This is a genomic window from Enterococcus sp. DIV1315a (assembly GCF_051712325.1).
Lineage (GTDB): Bacteria > Bacillota > Bacilli > Lactobacillales > Enterococcaceae > Enterococcus > Enterococcus faecalis.
This window is the reverse complement of record NZ_JBIOOS010000001.1, coordinates 2,539,938-2,558,812: the sequence shown is the minus strand read 5'-3', so window position 1 is coordinate 2,558,812 and position 18,875 is coordinate 2,539,938. Positions and strand designations below refer to the sequence as shown.

15 protein-coding genes and 1 pseudogene are annotated in these 18,875 nt (G+C 30.3%); 15 read left to right on the top strand and 1 reads right to left on the bottom strand.

All coding sequences use genetic code 11. From position 1 onward, the window contains the following. Positions 1 to 372 precede the first annotated feature (372 nt). From IGJ03_RS12135 to IGJ03_RS12100, 8 genes are all read left to right on the top strand, one after another. Positions 373 to 942 (top strand): recombinase family protein, encoded by a 570-nt coding sequence (locus IGJ03_RS12135; RefSeq protein ID WP_271851709.1) that lies wholly within the window; start codon positions 373 to 375, stop codon positions 940 to 942. Positions 943 to 1,159: 217 nt separating this feature from the next. Beyond that, positions 1,160 to 1,372: a preprotein translocase, SecE subunit domain protein gene (locus tag IGJ03_RS12130; protein WP_126263821.1), complete on the top strand. Its 213-nt coding sequence runs from the start codon at positions 1,160 to 1,162 to the stop codon at positions 1,370 to 1,372. Between the two features lie 17 nt (positions 1,373 to 1,389). After that, positions 1,390 to 2,805, top strand: a complete 1,416-nt coding sequence (locus tag IGJ03_RS12125) for a hypothetical protein (RefSeq protein ID WP_406842741.1) — start codon at positions 1,390 to 1,392, stop codon at positions 2,803 to 2,805. Further along, positions 2,798 to 3,034: a hypothetical protein gene (locus tag IGJ03_RS12120; RefSeq protein ID WP_353966963.1), complete on the top strand. Its 237-nt coding sequence runs from the start codon at positions 2,798 to 2,800 to the stop codon at positions 3,032 to 3,034. The genes IGJ03_RS12125 and IGJ03_RS12120 overlap by 8 nt, the downstream gene beginning before the upstream one ends. A 139-nt stretch (positions 3,035 to 3,173) precedes the next feature. Further along, entirely contained in the window at positions 3,174 to 3,422 is a 249-nt protein-coding gene (locus IGJ03_RS12115) for a type II toxin-antitoxin system RelB/DinJ family antitoxin (protein ID WP_126263818.1), read from the top strand. Further along, positions 3,415 to 3,714, top strand: a complete 300-nt coding sequence (locus IGJ03_RS12110) for a type II toxin-antitoxin system RelE/ParE family toxin (RefSeq protein ID WP_126263817.1) — start codon at positions 3,415 to 3,417, stop codon at positions 3,712 to 3,714. Before IGJ03_RS12115 ends, IGJ03_RS12110 begins: the two co-directional genes overlap by 8 nt. A 483-nt stretch (positions 3,715 to 4,197) precedes the next feature. After that, complete coding sequence (locus tag IGJ03_RS12105; protein WP_406842740.1) at positions 4,198 to 4,440, top strand: hypothetical protein; 243 nt, start codon at positions 4,198 to 4,200, stop codon at positions 4,438 to 4,440. A 2-nt stretch (positions 4,441 to 4,442) separates the two neighbouring features. Then, positions 4,443 to 6,374 carry a hypothetical protein gene (locus IGJ03_RS12100; protein ID WP_406842739.1) on the top strand — a complete coding sequence of 644 codons (1,932 nt, stop codon included), beginning with the start codon at positions 4,443 to 4,445 and terminating at the stop codon, positions 6,372 to 6,374. A gap of 511 nt (positions 6,375 to 6,885) precedes the next feature. Here the strand turns inward: IGJ03_RS12100 and IGJ03_RS12095 are convergent. After that, positions 6,886 to 7,368 carry a type III toxin-antitoxin system ToxN/AbiQ family toxin gene (locus IGJ03_RS12095; RefSeq protein ID WP_406842738.1) on the bottom strand — a complete coding sequence of 161 codons (483 nt, stop codon included), beginning with the start codon at positions 7,366 to 7,368 and terminating at the stop codon, positions 6,886 to 6,888. Positions 7,369 to 8,818: 1,450 nt separating this feature from the next. Between IGJ03_RS12095 and IGJ03_RS12090 the strand changes: the two genes are divergently transcribed. The 7 genes and pseudogenes from IGJ03_RS12090 to IGJ03_RS12060 all read left to right on the top strand — a co-directional run bounded on the left by IGJ03_RS12090 (position 8,819) and on the right by IGJ03_RS12060 (position 18,778). Beyond that, positions 8,819 to 9,034 (top strand): hypothetical protein, encoded by a 216-nt coding sequence (locus IGJ03_RS12090; RefSeq protein WP_241232592.1) that lies wholly within the window; start codon positions 8,819 to 8,821, stop codon positions 9,032 to 9,034. Between the two features lie 76 nt (positions 9,035 to 9,110). Further along, on the top strand, positions 9,111 to 9,332 hold the full coding sequence (locus IGJ03_RS12085) for a hypothetical protein (protein ID WP_010819209.1): 222 nt from the start codon (positions 9,111 to 9,113) through the stop codon (positions 9,330 to 9,332). A gap of 79 nt (positions 9,333 to 9,411) precedes the next feature. Further along, positions 9,412 to 10,935, top strand: coding sequence for a type I restriction-modification system subunit M (locus tag IGJ03_RS12080; RefSeq protein ID WP_353966984.1), 1,524 nt, complete (start codon positions 9,412 to 9,414; stop codon positions 10,933 to 10,935). Beyond that, positions 10,925 to 12,172, top strand: coding sequence for a restriction endonuclease subunit S (locus IGJ03_RS12075; RefSeq protein ID WP_406842737.1), 1,248 nt, complete (start codon positions 10,925 to 10,927; stop codon positions 12,170 to 12,172). The genes IGJ03_RS12080 and IGJ03_RS12075 overlap by 11 nt, the downstream gene beginning before the upstream one ends. 3 nt (positions 12,173 to 12,175) lie before the next feature. Continuing rightward, entirely contained in the window at positions 12,176 to 15,253 is a 3,078-nt protein-coding gene (locus tag IGJ03_RS12070) for a type I restriction endonuclease subunit R (RefSeq protein WP_406842736.1), read from the top strand. Positions 15,254 to 15,508: 255 nt separating this feature from the next. Further along, positions 15,509 to 15,622, top strand: a pseudogene (rpsI, locus tag IGJ03_RS12065) (30S ribosomal protein S9); the annotation flags it as partial. A gap of 138 nt (positions 15,623 to 15,760) precedes the next feature. Next, entirely contained in the window at positions 15,761 to 18,778 is a 3,018-nt protein-coding gene (locus tag IGJ03_RS12060; protein WP_375804792.1) for an LTA synthase family protein, read from the top strand. The last annotated feature ends 97 nt before the right edge of the window (positions 18,779 to 18,875 follow it).

The window sequence follows — 18,875 nt, the reverse complement described above, 5'->3', positions numbered from 1 at the left end:
ATGACCTCCTTTTGGATTGTTATTTAATTTGGTGCATATTATAGCAAGTACCTTTTAGAAATCAATTTTATAGCACATGAATATTTCTTTAATAAAGCATTTTTGGTAGAAAAATAAAGTGTTTAAAGAGAAATAATAGAAAAGTAAAGGGGGATTGATTTTCTGGACAATTGTTATTTTTGATGTAATAATAAATGTACCTTGACGAATTATCATTGTCATATAAATAGATTCAATAATAGATAATTGTATTCCTTCTATATGATAGAAAAGTCCTAATTTGCTCTAGTATCCATTTTTTTATGTGATACTAGGGTGTTTTTGTATAGAAAAGAAGCGATTAAACTAAAGAAAGAAGGGAGGTTTTGCAGGATGACAAATAAAGTCATTGGATATATCAGAACAAGCACTAGTTCACAAGATTTAGGATTAGAAGTCCAGAAAAAGGCGTTAGAGCGGTATAAACCAGATATTATTTATTCTGAAAAAGTAAGTGGAAGAAAAGAGAAGCGAACAGAGCTTGAAAAAGCGTTAGAAAATTTAGATACAGGAGATACTTTACTTATCTATAATTTAGCTCGTTTAAGTAGGTCTAGTAAGCAGTTAGTGAACTTAATGTCAGAATTAAATGCGAAAAGAATTCATCTAAAAAGTATTCAAGAGAGTGTAGATACGAAAACAGCCACAGGAAGGTTATTCTTCACCGTTTTAGCTGCTATTGCAGAATTTGAAGCAGAAAATATCAGTATCCGAACAAAAGAAGCATTGGCGAATTCAAACAAGAAACTTGGGAGACCTAAAGTTAAAAATAACACGAAAAAGAAAGTTTTGAAGCTATATCAGAATAAAGAATTATCACTAAATGAAATCGCTAAAAAATGTGGTGTTAGTGTAAAAACAGTCTATAATTTGGCTAGAAGTGAAGGTTTATCAAGAAAATAGTACTTGCTATTTTAATGGACAAACGATAAAATTTAGTAGTATAACATAGCATTTCATCGGTACAAATCCAAGGTTTTTTACCGATAATTTATTAAAAAAATAACTGACAGACAAAGACGAGTGTATCAATGTTTTAAAGATTGATAGATTGGTCTTTTTTTATGCAGAAAAAACCTTGGATTTTTACGTCATTAAAAAGCTAGAAAGGATTGAAAAAATGGCACTTAAAGGTGGACGTATTTTTCAAGAAATGATAGAAGTACCTGACGAGAGGGAAAAAGGGTGTGGATGCATTGGTTGGCTAGTATTATTAGTGATTGCTATAACAATTCTAATACATGTATTAGATTTTGTTTTCCAACACTTGTTTATTTCCTTTTTGTTTATTGTGGGAGTAGTATTTGTGATTAGTTTATTTAATAAAAAGTAACAGAAGGGGTGAATAAAATGAAACAATGGGTAAAAATGGCAAGTCTTGGCTTGTTATCCTTGAGTATGTTAGGTGCGTGTGGGAAAGTGCAAGATACTAAGGACAGTAAAGAAGTTCAATCATCCACAGTAGAATCAACACCCCATACTAAAGAAAAAGAATCAATTATTCAATCAAAAACAGCGACAGATTACGATACGATTTATGTTCAAAATGGTTTAGTTATTGCACAAACTGGGGATTACAGTTCATATAATTGGACAATTTATGATACATCATTAAATGAAAAAAATTCTATTTTAAATGCTGATAAGAAACGAGATGAACTGGCACATTCATTGAAAACTGAAATGGATGTAATTTTAGGAAAAGAAGTTCCAATAGAAGATGAGAATGAAATATTATCTACTTATTTAGATGAAAATGGTGATTTGAAAGGGATTCGGTTAGGAGAACGAACAGTTGATAATCCTGCATCTCTTAATACACTAACTTCTGGAAAATATGGAATAATTCCCTATCGTTTTTCTTCAAGAGTTACTGTTGATTATTTAGCAAATGATTATAGAGAAAAAGGGTTTTATACGGCTTATGGTAGTATGTCAGGCGATATAAATAAAAATGGCTATTTCACACTTCTTGAACAAATGAATGATAGCAAGACAGTTAATGACACTTCTGTTCAGATTTATGATGCAAAATTGAAAGATAGTGGTGATAACAGTAGTGGTGAAAAAGATATAGCCACTAAAACAATCAATACAGTCAAATTAGATACAGCAACAAATATAAACGATAAAAATCGTCTATTTATCAGACAGTATACAACTGGCTTAGTTGATGACCCTGCGATTTGGACATTTTATGATTTAGATTCTGATACAAGTTACAATTATCCATCAAATATAGAAATTGTTAAATTTGTTGACTATGGGATTGAGAAACCAATTGGGGATGGTGAATTTTTAGGAGATATTGGTGAAGCAGAAAACTATGTTTTTGAAGATTTAAATGAAAAAGTAACACCTGATGGCTCGACCCCATCTAATATTGATTTTACACCAAGAAAAAAAGGGATTATTTCATCCGATGGAACAGTAATAAAAGAACCGTTTGCCTTTGAAATTAAGAAACCGAACATCAATGGAATTGCTCCTTATAAATTAGAAAAAGATGGGCAATATGGTTTGATTAATGTAAATACTGGTGAAATTATCAAAGAACCATTTGCCCATACTATTCAGCAATATAACGACAATGGATTATCAGCAATGACAGAATCTGAAGATGGGAAGTATAGCATTATTGATGAAAAAGGGAATGTGTTAGAAGAAACAGAATATATTTATATATCCCCCCTAACAAATGACAATCTAGCCAGTTATCGAGAAAAGGCAAATGAAAGTTTAGGTGTGTTGAAAGTAAATGGATAAATTTGTTCAGAAAAAATATGTCCTTCATAAAGTGAAAAGGACTTTCTATAAATCAAATGTGACGATTTCACAGATAGTCGTAAATAGTATAGCCAATGAATTGTATAAAGAATTTGCTAAGTGTTCAGAAAAAGAACAGGAATATTTATTGGATTCTGATGAAATAGTAAAATTACTCTGGGATAAACATATGGCTACTAAAGAAAAAGAATTATTAAAAGAGATATGATTTTATTCATGTCTCTTTTTTAGTGGAAATTATCATCAAAAATCATTAAGATTCTTCCAGTATTTTAAAGTAAAGATGAATATTGTTTTACATAGTTATCACAATGTGTTACAATGTGAATGTAAAGAGGTGATAGAAAATGGCTAATATTAATATTAGAGTTGATGAAGAAATAAAAGAACAGTCAAAAGATGTATTTGAAGCATTAGGAATGGATTTATCAACAGGCATCAAGATTTATTTGAAACAAGTGATTGCTCAAAATGCCATCCCTTTTGATTTAGCTACGAATAATCTTGAAATTGCTTTGAATGAGAAAAGACGTGGATTAGGTGTTCGATTTGATAATGCAGAAAGTTTGATAGAGGATTTAGGACTAGATGACTAGACAAGCAGAATATTTACCCCAATTCAAACGAGATGTTAAGCGTTTAAAAAAGAAACATTACGATATGAAAAAGTTATCAGAAGTGATTCGGTTAATTGAAAAAGATGACACAGAAACCTTAAAAAGAGTTTACAATGACCATTCATTGAGTGGTTCCCATCAAGGATTAAGAGAATTGCATATTGAAGGTGGAAATTGGCTCTTGGTTTATGAAGTAAATGATATAGAAATGATATTTTATTTGCTTGCTACTGGAAGTCATGATGATGTTTTTAGAAGAACTTTAAAATAAATTCATTGAAGAGGTATGAGTAAATCATGCCTCTTTTTATCTTCAAATTTTTGTAAAAATACACTTAAAAAATGACCCTCGAAAAAGTCAACAAAATCAAGGGTTTTCTCTTTGTTGACAAAATCAATAGATTATTGTTATATCAACGTTTTAAAGCACTATTTTTGAAAAAACACCTCTCAAACGACACGAAAAAATTTTTGTGGGTAATTCTACGCTTAAATGAATCTGAGAGGTGTTTTTTTAGTATGTAGACAAATATATTATTTGAATAAACCTTGATATATCAAGGTTATTAAGTTCTTTTTATCTATTAAAAAAAGTCGTAGAAAAATGGGTTGTTATAAAAGACGATTTTTAATAAACATACACTAATTATTTTTTGTTGTCTGAATAGAATATTTACTCTTTACTTCAGTTTCAAATGATGGTAAGGTCCAGCTGTGATTAGATAACTAATAATTATATAAGGAGATAATAAATATGAGAAATAATAAATTGACAGAGGAAACGATTGTAAGACAAGAAAAAGTAAAAGGACAGTTAGATACTTTAGAAGGATATTATGGAGTGAAGATGACTAGTGTAGCTAAAGCTGTTGGGATTCACTATCAAAATTTACATAATTTCAGAAAAGGACAACGAACGATAAGTGAAGAAAAATTAAGTGGATTAGAGGAACTATTACAGTTCAAATATGGTAAATTATTCGAGGAGGAGTTATAAGAATGAAAATTGAATTGTGTATGGAAGATATTCAAAGAAGGAGTAAACCTAATCCTAATGAAATCAGATTGATTCAAAATACTTTATATAAAAAAATAAAGAAAAAAGAAATTGAAAATATTGCTGAAAGTATTGCTAATCAAGGGAAAACAAGTATGTTAGCAACGTATTTTGAAACAGAAGAATTCTCTGAACGTATTCATTCGATTAATTTTAAACAGCAACAACTGATTATGCTTGATTTTGATAATTCTAAAGTAGATATAGAAAAATACGGTATAACCACTTATGACTATGTAAGAAATCATGACTTTATTAAACAAAATGCTTGTTTCATGTATCGAACCTTCTCTGATAAAGAAGCAATAGTTGATAAATTTAGAGTAGTTTTTGTGTTGAATGAATCAGTAAAAGATTATTTACTGATTGGGAATATCTATACTAAATTATTTCGTTTATTCCCATCTGCTGATAGAAAATGTTCCAATCCTAACCGTTTATTTTTTGGAAGTAATCGAGGATATGAAGAAGTTCATTTTTCCAATCTTTTAAATGTAAAACAGTTTACAAGTGATATTGTTCCAACGAAAAAAATAATAAATAAAATAGTAAAATCAGAAATTTCTAACGAACAATATGAAATTCAAGATAGAAAGCTGGTTTGGCAATTGATTAAAGAAAATACGCAAGAATCTATTGATGAAGCAAGAGCCATCATCCTAGATAAATTTGATTCAGAAATTTCTAAGGTTTATCCTTCTTACACAAATGCACGAGTGATACTAAGGCAAACAATTGATATGAGAGAGTTTTTAGAACTACCTAAATCAGAACCGTTTCATGATATTTTAGAAAAAGATGAAAATCCAAGTGCAAGTGTAATAAAATGGGAAGATGGCACTCAAATTTACCATCGGTTTAATAAGGATTCTTTTGCCAATTTAGATATTTTGCGAGTAATTTCTAAACTGTTAAATCTAACAGGGTATGAAGGAAGTTGTAAATCCATCGATTTATTACTATATTTAACTGGAAGTAGTTTGGATAGAACTTCTGAATCAGCAGAACAAATTGATAAAATTCATTTTTTTAGAAAAGTATTGAAGAGTGAAAAATTAGCTGTTGAATACCCTAAATTTAGAAAGTTTTTAGGAAGTGATTTGAATATATCTATCGCATTGTTGGATATGCTTTCAGAGTATATGTATGAAGATTTTAAAACAGGGGAAGTTCGACACTTACTATGCCTAACAAGTGAAAATATTGCAAAAGAAATAAATATTGTTCTGGGAACAAGGTATGATAGTAAAAGAATACAAAGAGTAATTAACAAACTGGCGATTACAGAAAATATTGAAAAGCTAGAAGAATCACAAATACCTACTGAATTATTTGAAAAATACACAGAAAATTCTTATGAAAAAATAACTCGCAATAAATATCATCATACAAATTTTATAGAGTTTAAAAATGCTGACATAGAAAAATCGGAGAACATATCTAAAGAATTATATGATAATAATTACACGTTGAGTGCTTTGAATTTTGAAGGAATTGCTAGAATTCTGGGAAAAGATATTGCTAGTAATGTATTTAAGCAAAGAGAAACCACTGTAGTATCTAAGAAAATTAAAGTAGATGAAAATTTATTATCCGAATCAAAAAAGGAAAATGAGTTGAAAATAGCTAAATTCATTTTAAGAAAAATAGAAACCCAGGGCTATGTAGCTGAAAGAGATATAATTTTTTATGTTTATAAATATCTATTAAAGAAAAAAACAAAGAAAGATGCTGAATATTTGGTAAAACAATGTCGTGCGAATATCTGTAAAGACTATGATTTAGAGCTTATCAGAGTAACAAATAGTATTCGAGACAGTTATAAAATATCTAATGAAATTAAGAGTAGAAGTATCATATACGTGAAGAATTAGTAATTATTGAAGAGATTGTATAAGTTATACCCTATTTTTATTGAATTGTAACTTTCATTCGATTTCTTCAATAAAACTAGGGGTAAATCATAACTTTTACAATCATACCTCAAAGAACTTATTATTTATTTATTCTTATTTGAGGTATGATTATAAAACCTAATAAGTTTTACCAGAAAAACTGGGTTTTCTTCATGAAAGTTCCAATTCAATATTAATGGTGTATATCATGTAGGTTTTATAATCATACATACTGATTGAGTATTAGCAAAGCTTCGCTTTGCTTACTTATAATAGGAATATTGAAATTTAAAAAGAGGATATTTTCTTTTCTTGTTTTTAGGTAGTAGCAAGTCTTTGACTTGCTTATTAAATAGAGATTCTTAGGTTTAGTAAAATAGCTAAAATTTGCTGCCTAGAATAATTTCTGAGGACTTTATTTTATGTTGAAATGAGTAAAAGGTAGGTTTTATCATAATTAGATAAATAAAAAAGACATAAAAAATGTCTTTTAAATATTATTATAGTATTTACAGTTTAACTCTAATACTTTAAATTTACAACAATTGATATATTGAGGATGAGTTTCATCAGTACCAAAAGAATATACTTCTAAAGCTTTTGCATATATTTCGTTTGCATGTGTTCTACAATAACGTAATTCTTTAGATAAAAGAGCCACATAGTTAGTATCAGTTTCTTCAGAAAAATCCTTTATTTTGATTACTTCATCTAAAACTGGAATCATAAAACAGAACCGTAAACTAGCAATAACACGATTATTTCTTGTTCTATCTCTTATAAGCAGGTTGGTTGCTTGTCGTTTATTAAAACTAGATAATGGAACTAAATACTTTAAATCATTAATTATTAATACTACGCCGCAATATAATTTATCATGTGTATCATAATCATGATTCGGTATTTTATCATCATATTGTTTTAAAAAATCAATGTAGGTAGGTTCTATTTCAAAAAGTTGTAATCTATCCATTTCATCCTCGCAAAAAATAAAGTACTAAGCATAAACTTAGTACTTAAGAATTAAGTCGGTTTTGATGAGTCCGTAAACTCGAATTAAGTCGGTTTTTAAAGTCCGTAAACTTGTAGTACCTTTACTACAAATTCATTGTAACGAGAACTTGTAATTTTGTCAAGATTTTAAAACATTAAATTCAGTAGATTAAAAAAAGATAGCTAGTATTCGTCCACAGTATAATAAGGTTAGGGCAGATATTATCAATAAATATTCTTTAAAAAGAACAAAGTTAACTAAGGGATTACATCAAGAACTAGGAGTAACAGAACAGTATTCTTCTAGGATAATAATTTATAAGTAATAAATGAAGTATAAAAATTGCGTATTGAACTAAGAAAATCCTTATCGTTTACCTCTAGAAATATTGGGAAAATTGATAGAAATCAGGGGGAAACTATCTGTTTTCACACATATAAATACGCAACAACTTATTTACATTAAATAATAGTGTAATGTAAATAGCTGTAAAACATTGATATATCAATATTTATCTTTTAGTGCCAGCGAGATTTCATCTTGCTTACTTAATTGATGTTCCTAGGTTCGGTAAAATAGCTAAAATTTACTCTTTATCAGTGATTAGGTATTTATATATAACGAAATTCTATATTTATCTTTTTTTATTTATTAAATGAAAGTACTTAGACAATCTATAAGAACCTCTATCTAACAACAATATACATAATATTATATAAAATGAATTGATGAAGTTTTTAGATAATAAAATAACTCTAAATGTGTTTTAAACAGCATATATTCTCTCTAGAGAGTGTTAGAAATTGTTTTCGATAAATTATACATAAAAATTTAAAACGTCTTAGAACGCAAAATAAGCAGCATAGAATCGATTGTAGGAATCTGTAAAATAATTTTGAACTTTTAAATAGTAAAATGACTTTGTGTATATTATTTTAAATCATAATCTGACGGCAAGATAAAAATTTTACTTGTACCAGTTTTAGAATTTGAAAAACTATATGTAAACATTGATATATAAACGTTTAAGTATAGTTTAGGAAAATCTTCAATACAAAAAACACCTTTCAGACAACAATAAGTGTATAATTCCCCATAAAATTTTTTTCGTTGCATCTGACAGGTGTTTTTTGAAAAATAGTGCTTTAAAACGTTGATATAACAACAATCTGTTGATTTTGTCAACAAGTAGAAAAACCTTGGTTTTATTGATTTTTTTGAGGGTCATTTTTTAAGTGGTTTTTATCTAAAATTTAGAGATAAAAATATTTATCATACCTGATGGAGATGAAACATTAAGACTATTTTTTCTTTAAATTAATTATACAAAGAAATATTTGATTGAATAGAAAAATCGTATTTTTTTATTGACTATAGTAACTTTGGATGATAATCTTCAGGACCATTAAGATGAATGGAGGCTATTATTATGAATGAATGCGTAACTGTTATTACAAGTAATCTAAGCTATAAACAAGCTGTTTTCTCTTTACTAGCATTAGAGTCATTGTCTGATGATTGTGTGGGAAATCAGGTATATCGAGATACCGCAGAAAAAATTATTGCTCAAACTTTAGATAGCTTAGAAAATGAACTAACTATTATAGAATCACTACCTAATATTGAAGGCAGTACTTATTTTTAGATAATTAAAACATTGTAGTTGATTTATAGATATTTATAGATATACTGATTATTGATAAAAGAGGATGATATTAATTATGAGTAGAAAACGAGATTATAGAGATATTGAAAAAGAGTTTCATCAACTAATGAAAAAGAAATATTATCCAAAACAACACAATCAAAAATTACAATTATTGATGGATGAATTAAAAAAAAATTATGATTTTTCAATTTATACAGAAGATACTTCAAGAGCAATTGCTTTGCATTATCATATGTCTCAAAAATTTCAAACAGATAAACCTAGTCTATTTTAGATTAGGTTTTTTATTATCCAAAACTGGCTTAAAAACTGTTATAATAATAGAGTATGACACTAAACAGGAGGAAGTATTGATGGTTTCAGCAGAACTTAAAATTGAAGATAAACTGTGGGCAGCCGCAGATAAATTAAGAGGAAGCATGGATGCTTCAGAGTATAAAAATGTTGTTTTAGGATTAATATTTTTAAAATATGTTTCAGATAGCTTTGAAGAAAAGTATGAAGAACTAACCAAAGATGAGTATGCAGACCCTGAGGATAAGGATGAATATTTAGCTGATAATATTTTTTGGGTACCTGTTAAAGCAAGATGGGAAAAAATCAATCGTGATGCCAAAACGCCAAAAATTGGCGAAACGATTGATGAAGCGATGATTGCTATAGAAAAAGAGAATTCATCTTTGAAAAATGTATTACCTAAAAATTATTCAAGACCTCAATTAGACAAAACGAGATTAGGGGAAACGGTTGATTTAATTACAAATATTAAAGTAGGAGATTCAGAAAATCGAAAAACTGATTCTCTAGGTAGAGTTTATGAATATTTTCTTGGGAAGTTTGCAAGTGCGGAAGGAAAAGGTAGTGGAGAATTTTATACGCCACGTTCAGTAGTTTCACTACTAGTTGAAATGTTAGAACCTTATAAGGGACGTATTTATGACCCTTGTTGTGGTTCAGGAGGTATGTTTATACAATCAGAAAAATTCGTAGAAAAACATCAAGGGAAAATTGGAGATATTTCAATTTATGGACAGGAGTCTAATCCGACCACATGGCAATTATGTAAAATGAATCTTGCAATCAGAGGGATTGATGGAAACATTGGTACACACAATGCGGACACTTTTCACAAGGATTTGCACAAAGGGTTAAGAGCGGACTATATTTTAGCTAATCCTCCGTTTAATATCAGCGACTGGGGGCAAAAAAAATTACAAGAAGATTCTCGTTGGAAATATGGTACACCACCTTCAGGAAATGCAAACTATGCTTGGATTCAACATATGGTATCTAAATTAGCACCCGAGGGAACGGCAGGTTTTGTATTAGCAAATGGAAGTATGTCTACATCGACAAAAAATGAGTTTGAAATTCGTAAAAATCTAATTGAAAATGATTTAGTGGAATGTATTGTGACTTTACCAAACCAAATGTTTTATTCTACACCAATCCCTGCATGTTTATGGTTTGTGTCAAAATCTAAAGCTAAGAAAAATGAACGAAATCATCAAGGTGAAATTTTATTTATTGATGCTAGAAATGAAGGATTTATGGTTGATAGAACAACAAAAGAGTTTAGTGTAGAAGATATTAAAAAAGTGGCAGATGTTTATCACGCATGGAAAGGAACAAATGACAAAGAATATGTTGATGTAGCAGGATTTTGTTCATCAGTTTCAATAGATACAGTTAAGAAACAAGACTATATTTTAACTCCCGGTCGTTATGTCGGTTTAGAAGATGAAATAGAAGATTCTGAGCCGTTTGAGGAAAAGATGGAGCGATTGACTACGTTATTATCTGAACAATTTACCCAATCTCATCAATTAGAAGAAGATATCCGAAAAGCACTTGGAGGCATTGGGTATGAATTATAAGGTTTTAAAAATAGAGGATATATTGGTTAGCGTTTCAGAAACAAAAAAAATTACTTCGAAAAAAATAATCTTCTTAAATACGAGTGATATTGAGAAAGGAAAGATTATAAAACAAGACTATATGGAAGTTAGCAAACTTCCGGGCCAAGCAAAAAAAAGTATTAAGAATGGCGATATTTTGTATAGCGAAATCCGTCCTAAGAATGGTCGATATTGTTTAGTTAATGGTATCGACGAGGATAAATATGTTGTATCAACAAAGTTGATGGTTTTAAGGTGTATAAGTAATACTATTTTAAATGAATATCTTTATTACTATTTAACATCTAAACCAATAATAAATTATCTTCAGGGAATAGCCGAAAGTAGGTCAGGTACTTTTCCTCAAATTACATTTTCCGAATTATCAAAGCTAAAAATTAAGGTGCCAGATATAAAATATCAGATTAAAATAGTAGAGTTTATAAAACAGCTTGATTCCAAAATTGAATTAAATAGTCAAATTATTTCTAATCTTGAAGAACTAGCCTCTACACTGTTCAAACGATGGTTTGTTGATTTTGAATTTCCTGATAAAAATGGAAATCCATATAAATCCAGTGGTGGAAAGATGGTTGATAGTGAATTAGGTGAAATTCCTGAAGGATGGGAAATAATAAAATTGTCAGATTTAGTTGTTCAGATAAAAGAAACATTTAATCCAAATAAAACCGAAGTGGAAAAAGTAAATCATTTTAGCATTCCTAATTTTGATTCTAAAAAGTTTCCTGTTATAGAGAATGTAAATACTATTAAAAGTAATAAAACCAAAATAACAGATTTTACAGTGTTATTTTCAAAAATGAATCCAAATTTTGAAAGAGTATGGTTAACAGAACTAAATAAAAGTTATTTAAATGTTTGCTCACCAGAGTTTATAGCATTAGATTGTAAAAATATTAATCTACAAACTTATACTTATTTTTTATGCAAGTCAACCGCATTTAATAGGTTCTTAGTTAATAATGCTACTGGGTCAACAGGCAGTAGACAACGTATAAAACCAAGTATAGCAATGGGGTTTAAATTTGTTGGTGCAGTTGATTTAATTAATCAATATGGTGAAATTTGTTCAGGGATAAGTGAGCAAATTATGAATTTAAGGAATCAAATCGAGAATCTTGAAGAAATGAGAGATGCATTACTACCCAAACTATTATCAGGTGAAATAGAACTACCAGAAGATGAGAAGGTGTAATTTTTGGCTGAAGAATACCGTTTTAATGAGAATGAGTTAGAATTAGTTGCTTTGCGTTGGTTAGAAGAAGTGGGATACACTTCTGTTTCTGCCAAAGAATTAGAAGATAGTGGGATGTCTAAACGGAAAGATTACAAAGAAGTTGTTTTGATAGACCGTTTGAAAGAGGCTCTTGTAGCAATTAATCCTGATGTATCAATGGCAGTGATTAATGATGCAATAAAGACAATTACTGTCCATAAACATCCCGACATGGCAGTCAATAATCAGACTTTTCATAGATACATTACGGATGGAATTGAAATTCCTACACGAGAAGGTAATCGCAATGTTACAAAACGCGTTTTATTATTTGATTTTAATGAGCCAAGAAACAATGATTTTTTAGCAGTCAATCAATTTATCGTGGAAGAAGACAATCAACGAAAAAGAACGGATATTATTCTCTTTGTCAATGGATTACCTATTGTGCTGTTTGAATTGAAGAATGCTACGGATGAAGCCGTGGGTATTTCAGACGCTTATAACCAATTACAAACATATAAACAAGAAATCCCTTCATTACTTACGTTTAATGAATTTATGGTTGCTAGTGATGGTGTGCAAGCAAAAGTAGGAACTTTATCAAGTAATGAAGAACGTTTCATGGTTTGGCGAACGATTGATGGAAAAGTGGAACACGGAACAGCTAGTAGTCAATTAGAAGTGCTAATCAAGGGGATGTGTAATCCAGAAGTATTACTTGATTTACTGCATCATTTTATCTTGTTTAAAACTGATGGGGATAAAACGATTAAGATTTTAGCGGCTTATCATCAATATCATGCAGTGAATCGTGCAGTAGAAGAAGCAAAACGTGCAGTTAGCACTAATGGAGATAATAAAATTGGTGTTGTTTGGCACACCCAAGGCTCAGGTAAAAGTCTATCAATGGTTTTTTATACTGGGAAATTGGTGCAAGAATTAGATAATCCAACTGTCGTAGTTTTAACGGATAGAAATGATTTAGATGACCAATTGTTTTTAACATTTAGTCAGTCGAGTGATTTATTACGTCAAACACCAAAACAAGCCAATGATGGGGATGAGTTAAAAGAATTACTGTCTGTCAATGCAGGTGGCATCGTTTTTAGTACCATGCAAAAGTTTGCACCTAAAGAAGGCAATCAAATGGATGTATTGACTGATAGACGAAACGTTATTGTAATGGCAGATGAAGCTCATCGTTCTCAATATGGTTTTAGTGCTGATGTTAATGCAAAAGATGGCTCAATCAAATACGGATATGCTAAATACTTACGAGATGCGTTACCTAACGCTTCCTACATTGGTTTTACAGGAACACCTATTTCTAGTGCAGACAAGTCTACAAAAGCTGTGTTTGGGGATTATATAGACGTATACGATATGACCCAAGCGGTAGAAGATGGAGCTACAGTAAAAATCTATTATGAAAGCCGAATCATCCCTGTATCACTTCCTGATGGATTAGATATAGACGATTTAGTAGAAGACATTGTGGAAGGTCAAGAAGATGATGTCGCTTCAAAAACGAAAGCAAAATGGAGTCGGATAGAAGCTATCACAGGTTCACAACCTCGATTAGAAAAATTGGCTCAAGATTTTGTGAAACATTTTGAAACAAGACAAGAGGCTTCTTTCGGTAAATCAATGATTGTTACAATGTCTAGAAGAATTGCGATTGATTTATACCAAGAAATAATTAAACTTCGTCCTGATTGGCATTCTGATGATGATGATAAAGGGAAAATTAAGATTGTAATGACAGGTTCAAGTAGTGACCCAGATTATTGGCAACCTTTTATTGGGAATAAGACAAGACGTGATAAATTAGCGAAGCGAATGAAAGATGATTCTGATGAACTTCAAATTGTTATTGTTCGAGATATGTGGTTGACAGGTTTTGATGTTCCTAGCATGAATACCATGTATATTGATAAACCAATGCAAGGTCATAATTTAATGCAAGCAATCGCTCGTGTGAATCGTGTATTTAAAGACAAAACAGGCGGATTGATTGTAGATTACATTGGGATTGCACCGAATTTGAAAAATGCTCTACAAGAGTATACACCAAATGACCAAAAACAAGCAGGTATTGATACCCAAGTCGCTGTGAGTTTAGTCAAAGAAAAATATGACTTGATTACCAATACGATTCTAGATAAGTTCGATTATTCTGATTTTAATTCAACAGATTATACGAAAAAATTACAAGTTATTACAAATGCTGCAAACTATATTTTAGGATTAGATGATGTTGAAGATGTTAAGAGATTTAAAGATTTAGTAACGGAAATCACTCGAGCGTATGCTTTGTGTGTGACAGAAGAAGAAGTCCAACAATACAATGCTGAAATTGCCTTTTTTAAAGCTGTAAAAGTATATTTAATTAAATTAAACTTTGTAGATGGAGTAAAATCTCCTCAACAAATCGATGAAGAACTGAAGCAATTAATTTCTAAGTCTGTTGTAACGGAAGATATTGTGGATATTTACGATTCTCTAGGATTAGAAAAAGCTGAATTGTCTATTTTGTCTGACAAGTTTTTAGAAGAAATTAAAGAAATGCCACAGAAGAATCTTGCTTTACAACTACTTGAAAATTTATTAGCTGGAAAAATTAAGTCTATTCAAAAAACGAATGTTGTCCAAGCAGAAAAATACTCTGAACTATTGAAAAAATCCATAAATAAATACAATACTAGAGGAATTACTTCTGAAATTGCCATTCGTGAATTAATTGAATTGGCAAAAGATATGAAGACAATGAAAGAAGAGGGCGAAGAATTAGGCTTGACAGTCGAAGAAAAAGCCTTTTATGATGTTATCTCTAAAAATTCGGATGAAGATGAACAAGTTCTAAAAGATATTGCAGTAGGTATCGCTAAAACTATTGAAGAAAATATGACAATTGATTGGACAAAACGTAGTTCTGAGAAAGCCCGAATGAGAGTTGAAATCAAACGTTTTTTGAGAAAAAATAAATTTAAGACAGATTTAGAAACCATTGATTTAGTGATTACACAAGCAGAGTTAATGGCAGAAAACTTGATTTAGAGGTAAAAATAAAAAAGCCTTAATTTTAGGCTTTTTTATTTTATTCGGAAACATAGAAATTTTTCCCATATTTTAATAAATTGGGTCTATTTTATTTTTGAAATGTTATCTAATCCCTTGATACATGTGGCTAAAAGCCATTTTATTTTTGGGTCTGGATTTTGAAAATTTGAGGTAAATTGAAGAATTTAAGACTGTATTCTAAAGTATAAAAGATGGTGAGAAAAACCATTGTAAACGTTGATATATAAGGGTTTCCGTTCTGCTTTAAAACGCGCTGGGTTACTTACTCGTGACGCACGTATGGTTGAACGTAAAAAACCAGGTCTTAAAAAAGCCCGTAAAGCTTCACAGTTCTCAAAACGTTAATTATTTGGAGTCGTTGCGAACGTGTTCGCTTACGAAAACAATCTGGGACGAAGATTTCCTTGGAAATCGAGTACCACTCAATTATCATTTTGAAAGACACTTTCCAAATGAGGAAACTAAAATTATAAACCGTCCATTTTGGACGGTTTTTTTAAATTAAAGATAGGTGAAAATATGATAGAATCAAAAAAATACCCAATAGTTACACCAATTATGGCATGTATTTTTATAATTGTTCAACGTGTATTATTTTCGGGTACAGCGATTCCACAATATGACCAAAATGGTACGCGTTTTTATCTTTATTCAGTAGCATTAGGATTAGTTGCAGTTGGTGGGAATTTATTGGCTTTATATATGGGGTACCACGGAAAAAAATCAGTAGGAACCAAGCCGCTAGCTAAATTTGCAAATTTTTATTTATTATATGTTTTTGGAACACTCGTTTTAAATTTGTCTTTGGCTTCTTTTTCATTAAATATACGTGATTATTGGACGATACTCTTTCCAATTAGTCAAAATATTTTTCCATTTGCTACGGCTTACTTGCTTTTGTTTTTATTAAGCCCTTATTTATACGAGTATTTAGATCGGTTAAAGAACGAACAAATCAAATGGACCATGTCACTACTAACATTCTTTTTAATCGCTTTACCAACTTTTTTTGGAAAAGATATTTGGGGAATGGCTAGCGGTAATAGCATTTTACTTTTAATTTATTTTTACTTAGTTGGCTACACCATTTATCGGTTTAATTTTCTTCCTCGTTATCATTTGAAATTTATTCAGGTGACTTTTGGAATAGTAATATTAGCAAGTTTAGTCTTATTAATGACACATATCTCTCTATTTTTAAACAAAGGAACAAGTACTGCTACTCGATTCAATGTTCCTTGGTCTCTTTTTTCCGTGTACTATTCGATTTCTTTATTTATATTTTTAGAAAATGTAAATAAACGATTTTCCTTATTGCGTTTAAATTTTAATGTGCTATCTACAAGTTTATTAGTTGTACAAATCTTAGTAAACTGGCCAATTGTTACACGTCTAGTTTCTGAGAAATTTGTTCAAACAGAGGTGAAATCTGGTACTGTTTGGGCAAAACAAATTATCTATTTAACTATTGCTTATTTGATAGTAGCACTTCTTTCTAGCTGTGTTGTATTACTTTTACAAAAAATTCCGCTATATCGTAAAATTGAGCAGAATTTAAGAGTAGAAAATTTTTCACAACTAAAATTGAAATTAAGTAAGTTATGGAACTGGGTCTGCGCTTACCGCAGATTATTTTATAGTGCGCTATTTTTCTACTTATTCACGATTATGCAATTGTTATTAATTGCAGATTACGGATCGAAGGATATAGCACTTCGTTCTATTTTTACTATTTTTATCTATAGACAAGCACAAGTTTTCTTAAACGTAATCGTAATCATGGCATTCTTAATGTTAGTTATTTTATTGATTAATAGATTTTGGTATGCGTTTGCGTTTACCTTAGTGATAAATCTTGTTTTAACTATCGCGACAGTTTTGAAAATTAAATATAGACTTGAACCAATTTTACCGGCAGATTTAGCTTTTTTAAACAGTATTAGTGAAATTTTAGATATGCTAAATCCTGTCATTCTTATTGTTAGCGTCATTGGTTTAGTTTTAGTAGGAATTTATTCTTGGATTCTACAAAAACGTTTGGAAAGAACCTATCATCTAAAAATAAACATAAAAAAACGAGTATTAGGAATTGTCTCAATTTTAGTGTTTTTTTCAGGGGTCTTTTTCATTAACCATCAGAACTCGCTGCCTAATTTGGTGTTTAAGCTTTTTCGTATTGATAGTCAATTTTATAATCAAAGACGTGGGACACAGATTAATGGTCCAGTCATCCAATTTTTAAGTAATATTGATGTGAAAATTATGGAGGAACCCTCTGGATACTCACAAGAGAACATTAAAAAAATTATGGCAAAGTATGATGCAGAGGCTAAAAAAATAAATTCAGAGCGTCAGGATTGGCAAAAAGAGCAAACGGTTATTTTTACTCTTAGCGAAAGCTTCAGTGATCCGTCTCGATTGAAGGATATAACTTTGAACAATAATCCATTTCCGTTTATTACACAGTTATCTAAAGAAACAACATCGGGTTTAATGCTTTCCTCAGGTTATGGTGGAGGTACAGCAAACATGGAGTGGCAATCGTTGACAGGGATGGATTTAAGTAACTTGGGGGCTACCTTGCCTGTGCCTTACACTCAGTTAGTGAACAAGCAAAAAAAGACGCCTACTTTTTTAAATTTATTTGATGAAGCTGTGGCAATTCATCCATTTTCTGCAAATACTTACAGTCGTTTAAATGTATTTGAAAAGTTTGGGTTTGATAAATTTCATTATATTGGAAGTCCAGATGGATTGAATTATACACAAAAGATTGAAGCGAATCCTTATATTTCAGATGAAGCAGCCTATCAAGAAACAGTTGATGCGATAAATGCAACGGAAGGTAAGACTCAGTTTATCCAACTATCTACAATGCAAAATCATATGCCGTATAACAATTACTACAAAGAAGACACATTTGATTTCGAGGGGGCTGGTGTCTCAGAAAGCAATAGAAATCAAATGAAGACCTATCTTCAAGGTTTAAATTATACAGATCAAGCAACGCAGAAATTTATTGAAGAAATTGATAAAATTGAAAAACCAATTACAATTGTTTGGTATGGAGATCATTTACCAGGTATCTATAAGGAACAAGATTTAGCGAAGTATCCTTTGTTGTATCGAGAAACAGATTATTTCGTATATAACAATAAATATGCACAACAACAAAGAAAACTGCCAAATTATTCATTAGTATCTCCGTATATGTTTTCTTCATTGGCGCTCGAGCAAGCTAATATTAAAGTGACGCCATTTTATGCCTTGTTAACAGCAGTGACAAATAATTTACCAGCTACAACAATTGACCCTAATTCTGGTAGTCAAAACGTTCAGAATGGTAAAAAAGTATTTGCTAGTGATCAAAATAAAACGACAGAAGAAAAAGATCTTACGAAGGAGCAAAAAGAGTTGCTTCATGATTATGAATTGATTCAGTATGACCTAGTCGCAGGAAAACAATATTCAGCAGATTGGGCGGAAAAAAAAGTGAATTAATTAGAAATAAAGATGTTATATAAAGCTAGTAGGCCATAAGTCTTTTCGACTTATGGCCTACTAGCTATGTCTTAAAATAATCAGCTGAACAAAAGCA